Raw genomic sequence first — 4469 nt, 5'->3', positions numbered from 1 at the left:
GCCGCGGGGCGCGGGGGGGGGCCCCCACGCTCGCCCCGCGGATCAGTTCGGGCTCGGCCTGGGCGCGCCGGCGCGCCAGTTCCCGTACGAGCCGTTCGTGTTCGCGTTCCAGCTCGCCTTGCCTGGAGAGCAGTCCGGCGCAGGCCGCGCGCAATTCCTGGAGTCGGAGGGCCAGTTGGGGCAGTCCGGCCTTGTCGGCGGTGGCGACCAGATCGGCGTCCCCGGGTTGGGGGCGGTGGTCCTGCTGGGCGGTCCGCAGGCGGTGAGCGGCGGCCTGCGCCGTCTGCTGGGCGAGCGCGAAATCCTCGTCCGCCTTCGCCTGGTCGGCGGCGGTCGAATCGATCAGGGCTTGTTGGAGGCGCAGTTCGGTGTCGTCGACGGGATACGCCTCCGCCTGTGCCTCGGCGATGCGCCCACGCAGCACCTCGTGGTGGGCGGCGTAGGTCTCTGCGGCTTGGGTGACCTGCTGATGGAGAGCGTCCCGGCGCACGGTCCGCTCAGCTCGTTCGCGCTGGATCTCGCCTCGTCGCCGTCTGCTTCGCAGCCAGCTCCGCCCGTCGAGTTCGCGTTCCTCCGTGTCGAGTGCGGCCAGCGCGGCCTCGGCGTCGAAGAGCGCGGCCCGCAGTTGCTGCCAGCTCTGCAGCCCTTTCTCGATCTCGGCCAGCCACTGCGCCGCCTGCTCCAGCAGGGCCCGCTGCGGCGCCCAGCTCTCCCAGCGGCCGCGCGCCTCCCGGTGCGCCCCGCAGGCGTACTCGCTCCGGTCCCGGGCGTCCCGCTCCCCCGCTTCGGCCGCCTCCGACTCGGCGACGAGGCGCTCCACCAGGACAGCGTGGGCAAGGCGTCGTTTGGCCTGCTCGTACGTCTCGGGATCGAACCCTGCGAGTCGGGTCTCCGTATCCCGCAGCTCGGTCAGCGCCGGTTCGCTCGCCAGGACGGAGAGTTGCTCGGCGATCCCATCCACTGCCTGCTCGGCCTCCGCCACCTTCGACCGCACCAGCAGGGGCAGCGAAACCCTCGGGTCCTCGGCTACCTGGCGGAGCGCGGGCGAACCGACCCGGACCATCAGGCCCGGCGGCAGCGAGTCGCGACCCTTGAGCACGCCCTCCAGCGCGTTGTCCACCGCCACGTTGGTACCGGAGACCAGCAGGACCCGCTTGCCCCGCAGGGCCAGGTCGCTCAACGCGCGGGTCAGCACCGTCGTCTTCCCGGTGCCCGGCGGCCCCCAGACCAGCCGCAGGCCGGGTGACGTACAGGCCAAGTACGCCTGAGCCTGACCTCTCTGCAGGACACCACCGCAGGCCGAGCTCTCCACCGGCGCGACCGCGTCGATCCGTCGGCCGACCAGGCGCTCCGCGAGTCCGTTGTCGCGCAGGGCCGCCAGCTCGTCGCGCAGTGAGCGGAGCAGGAAGTCGGGCGGGCGCCGCACAGCCCACAGCGCCAGACCGCTCCGGGGAGCGTGGGCCGCCACCTGGAGGCGTACCCGCTCCGACTCGACCCGCCAGCCGAGCACGGTGAACGCACGGCCCTGCCGGTCGTCGGGCCCGGCGCCCGTGGCCAGCCGCATGTCCTGGAGGTCATCGGGGTCGATCCGGCTCGCGTAGGTGGGCAGCCCGTACCAGCCGTCCTCCAGGTAGTGCACGTCTCCGACCTTCGTGTGCCGCGGAGATCCCGCGCGGCCACCGGAACGGCCCTCACCGCCCAGCACCTCGTCCACCGCCTGGACCAGCTGCTCCATCCACTGCGCCAACGATCCCCCACCTGGCCCGCTCGGACACGACGACGCCGATTCGGGAATCTATCCCACACCGGTCACTCCCCGTGTGTGTTTGTTATACAGATCACTGCTCTCCCTTGCGGCACTCTGCAGCGTTCGGCTCCCGGCGCACCGTGGCGAAGGTCCCGTCGGCAGTCCCCCTCCCACGACGGTTGAGGCGAGTCAGGGCGAGGGCCTCGCGGAGGGCCTTGAGCGCCTCCGGGTGGTGGCCGAGTACGACATTCGTGGCCGAGGCCGGTGAGCGCTCACTTCCGTGACCCTCGCGGATGAGCCCACCGGCCCCAGCTGGGGTCATAGTTCCGCAGGTGCGAGTACTGGTGGTCGAGGACGATGCTGATCTGCGCTTCGCCGTGGTCGCGGCGCTGCGCGGCTCCGGCCTCGCCGTCGACGAGGCGGCGGACCTGCCGGCCGCGGACGAGGCGCTGTTCGCGACCGACTACGACTGCGCCGTGTTCGACCGGATGGTGCCCTCCGGGGACGCCCTGGACTACGTACGCAAGCTGCGCGGCAACGGCGGGACGGTGCCGGTGCTCTTCCTCACGGCCTGCGACACCGTCACGGACCGGGTCGAGGGATTCGCCTGTGGAGGCGACGACTACCTGGCCAAGCCGGGTCAGGCTGACCCGCCGTCCCGGAAACGGGCCGGGGCGCGCGACGCGCCCCGGCCCGTTCGTCCGCTCAGAGCTACGGTGCCGCTTCGACCGGCTGCGGCTGCGGGGTGAGGCGCTTGAAGCCCTTGCGGTCGTAGTAGTGGGCCATCGCGAAGCCGAACACGAGCGCGACGACGGCACCGACGGCGATCATGGTCCAGGCGCGGGCCAGACCCGCGTCGGCGCGCGCGTCGAAGTAGAGGGCGTCCCGGACCCCGCCGCTGACCTGCCGCATCGGTTCGAACGTACCCAGGAAGCGGTAGAAGGACGGCACCGCCTCCAGTGGAATGGTCGCTCCCGAGGAGGGCAGGGCCAGCGCGATGAAGACGAACATCGACACCAGCTGCCCGAGCGAGCCGAACGCCGCGTTGATCGCCTGCACCCCCAGCCCCACCGCCAAGCAGGCGCAGTAGGAGAAGATCCACAGGAGCGGGAGGTGCGAGGCGTCCATGCCGAGCACCGCGATGCAGGCCACCATCACCAGCGTCGTGGTGAGCACCAGGATCCCTGCCGTCATCACCATCTTCAGCACCAGGGTCTGCGTCCGGCCGATCGGCACCGTCGGCCGGCGGGTGTGCCACGGTCCGATCTCGCCGTCGGCGTAGCCGAGCGCGGTGTCCACGCCGCTGTGGATCAGGTTGGCGGTGATGAAGGCGCTCAGCACCAGCAGCAGCGTGTAGTAGAACGCGCTCAGTCCCAGACCGCTGTGCGCCCCGATCGGATGACCGGCCTGAGTGGTCACCGCGACCGGGTCGGCCAGCAGCAGCCGCGCGGCGGGATCGGCGGCCGCCGCCGCGGGAGAGGCGGTCAGCTGCTTGCCGATGCCGAGCGAGGCTGCGCGGGCCGCGCCCTGGTTGATCTGTGCCGCCATCGAGGAGCCCAGACTGCCGACCCCCGGGTTGGTCAGCACGGTGATCGTCGGCCGGGCCTTCGCCTGACCCGCCGCCAGTGCGGTGACGGCGGCGGTGAAGTCGGCCGGGATCACCAGCGCGCCGTAGATCTTGCCGGACGCCAGCAGCTCCTGCGCCCGGTCCTGCGTGACCTGGTGCCAGTTCACCGAGCCGGCGGGCGACCCTCCGAGGACCGAGGCCGTCACCTGTGCTCCCAGGTTCTTCTGCTGCCCTGGCGGCGGCGCGCCGGTGTCCGCGTCGACGAGGGCCACCGGCAGGCGGTGCAGGTTGCCGTTCGGGTCGATGATCCCGCCCATGTACAGCAGCGACAGCAGCAGGGCGACGAGCCCGGCGAGCACGGACGGCGCGATCCACAGCTTCGGGTGCCGCAGCAGCGAACCGGCTCGCGCCGTCGGCCCGGGGGCCCGGCCGGATGGGGTGGTGGGGGAAGCCATGGGGCTCAACGCTAGGTAGGGCGCCCCCCGTGAGCCGACGAGGTGTGACACGCGCTCAGCCGCCGTACAGGTGACACAGGGTCTGAATGTCAGCACTCACGGATGGCGCAGGAGGCGTTTGCCACAAGGCCCGGGGCCCTACGTCTGGACGGCCTGCTCGACACCGGTGTTCCTCGGGCGCCGAACTCGGTCGGTACGCACTCCCCCACACCCAAAATAATATTCTCCGATCGCGGCAACCTCTGCGCGCACGGCGGCAACTGACAGGTGACCGAGGCCGAAGACCAAGGCCAACTCCGTCCCAGAGGGAACGAACCCTTGCCAGATCAGAACCGCTCTCACCGCCGCCGTCCGGCGACCCGCCGCGTGATCGCCATCGCCGTGGCCCTCGCCGCCACGGGTGTCGCCGTCCCGCTGGTCGCCATGGCAGCGCTCACACCGGACACCAACTCGCCGACCACGGTCGGCGACGCGGCAGCCGGCAGCAGCCGCTACTTCGGTACGGCAGTGGCGTCGGGCAGGCTCGGCGACTCGGCCTACTCGACCATTCTCGACCGGGAGTTCAAGATGATCACCCCGGAGAACGAGATGAAGTGGGACACCATCGAGCCCTCGCGCGGGTCGTTCAACTTCGCCCCCGCCGACTCGATCGTCAACCACGCCTCCGCGCACGGCCAGCGCATGCGCGGCCACACCCTCG

Annotated in this window: 4 protein-coding genes; 2 read left to right on the top strand and 2 right to left on the bottom strand. The window is 71.5% G+C overall.

Features of this window, described 5'->3' with window-relative positions; genetic code table 11:
- A partial coding sequence (locus KV557_RS41435) for an AAA domain-containing protein (protein ID WP_305149052.1) occupies positions 1-1747 on the bottom strand: 1747 nt, incomplete at its 3' end.
- 332 nt (positions 1748-2079) lie between these two features.
- On the opposite strand from KV557_RS41435, the gene KV557_RS41430 reads away from it, so the two are divergent.
- Positions 2080-2496 (top strand): response regulator transcription factor, encoded by a 417-nt coding sequence (locus tag KV557_RS41430; protein ID WP_308130320.1) that lies wholly within the window; start codon positions 2080-2082, stop codon positions 2494-2496.
- Here KV557_RS41430 and KV557_RS41425 read toward each other — a convergent pair.
- Complete coding sequence (locus KV557_RS41425; protein ID WP_218207286.1) at positions 2459-3769, bottom strand: YhgE/Pip domain-containing protein; 1311 nt, start codon at positions 3767-3769, stop codon at positions 2459-2461. The genes KV557_RS41430 and KV557_RS41425 overlap by 38 nt on opposite strands.
- Positions 3770-4192: 423 nt before the next feature.
- Between KV557_RS41425 and KV557_RS41420 the strand changes: the two genes are divergently transcribed.
- Positions 4193-4469 (top strand): endo-1,4-beta-xylanase (locus KV557_RS41420; RefSeq protein WP_218207288.1); only part of this gene is annotated, 277 nt, incomplete at its 3' end.

It is taken from the genome of Kitasatospora aureofaciens, assembly GCF_019192735.1.
GTDB lineage: Bacteria > Actinomycetota > Actinomycetes > Streptomycetales > Streptomycetaceae > Kitasatospora > Kitasatospora aureofaciens_A.
Note: the sequence above shows the minus strand (reverse complement) of the source record. Positions and strands in the feature narration are given on the sequence as shown.

Excerpts from the sequence above, each read along its gene's own strand:
- KV557_RS41425 (WP_218207286.1), bottom strand. The coding sequence starts at position 3,769 with ATGGCTTCCCCCACCACCCCATCCGGCCGGGCCCCCGGGCCGACGGCG.